A 1,481-nucleotide genomic window follows, 5' to 3' on the forward strand; every position below is an offset into this window, starting at 1 on the left:
ACGGCCGCGGTGCACGAGCTGATCGCCCGGCGGGCCGTGCGCACGCCCCGGCACCCGGCGCTGATCACCGACGCGGAGACGGTCGGCTACGGCGACCTCGACGCCCGGGCCGGGGCGCTGGCCGCCCGACTGGGCGCGGCCGGGGTGCGCCGGGGCGACACCGTGGGGGTGCTCCTCGAACGCGGGGTGCCGCTGGTGGTGACCGCGCTCGCCATCCTCAAGTGCGGTGCCGCCTACGTCCCGCTGGACCCGGCCCTGCCGGGGGCGAGGATCGCGCTGATGGTCCGGGACGCGGGCGTCCGCCTCGTCGCGACCGACACCGCGCACACGGCGGTGGTGCCCGAGGACGTCTCCGTACCGCTCCTGCCGGTCGACGCACCGGCCGGGGACACCGTACCGGCGCCGTTCGAGGCCGTACCGGTGGCCGGGGACGACCTGATGTACGTGATGTTCACCTCCGGCTCGACGGGCCGCCCCAAGGGCGTCGGCGTCACCCATCGCAACGTCACCGCGCTCGCCGCCGACCGCGACGTCGTGGCGGGCGGCCCCCGGCGGATGCTGGTGCACTCCGCGACCGGGTTCGACGCCTCGGTCTTCGAGATGTGGGTGCCGCTGGTCAACGGCGGCAGCCTGGTGATCGTGCCCGGCGACGGCACCGACCTCGGGGAGACCGCGCGGGCCGTCCGGGACCACGGCGTCACCGCCGCCTACTTCACCGTGGGCCTGTTCCATGTGATGGCCGACGAGGCGCTGGACACGCTGCGGCTGCTGCGCGAGGTGTGGACGGGCGGCGACGTCGCCTCCCCGGCCGCCGTGCAGCGGGTGCTGACGCACTGTCCGGACACCGTCCTGGTCCACTCCTACGGGCCCACCGAGACGACGTTCGCCTCGCACAACCAGTGGCTCACCGGCGGCCGGGGCTCGCTCGGCACGGCCGGGCTGCACCTGGGCCGGCCCATGGACAACACCCGCGGCCACGTCCTGGACGAGGCGCTGCGGCCCGTGCCGGCGGGGGTGCCCGGCGAGCTGTACATCGCCGGCACGCACGTGGCGCGCGGCTACACCGGGCGCCCCGGGCTGACCGCCGAGCGCTTCGTGCCCGACCCGTTCGCGGCGGACGGCAGCCGGATGTACCGCACGGGTGACCGGGTGGTGTGGACGCCGGCCGGCGAACTGCGGTTCCTGGGGCGGGCGGACGGCCAGATCAAGCTGCGCGGGGTACGGATCGAGCCCGGCGAGGTCGAGCACGCGCTCGCCGCCCATCCGGACGTCGGCCAGGCGCTCGCCGTGGTCCGCGAGGACCGGCCGGGCGAACGGAGCCTCGTCGGCTACGCCGTACCGCGCGCCGGCCGCACGGTCACCGGGGCGGAGCTGCTGGCCCTGGCCCGCACCGCCCTGCCCGCCCACCTGGTGCCCTCGGCGGTCGTCGTCCTGGACGCCCTGCCGCTGACGGTCAACGGCAAACCGGACCGGCGGGCGCT

At 76.4% G+C, this 1,481-nt stretch carries 1 protein-coding gene; it reads left to right on the forward strand.

Annotated elements, in window-relative coordinates; genetic code table 11:
* The coding region (locus tag MHW47_RS35365) for an amino acid adenylation domain-containing protein (protein ID WP_239227900.1) at positions 1–1,481 on the forward strand (1,481 nt) is incomplete at both ends.

This window comes from Streptomyces sp. OfavH-34-F (genome assembly GCF_022347745.1).
GTDB lineage: Bacteria > Actinomycetota > Actinomycetes > Streptomycetales > Streptomycetaceae > Streptomyces.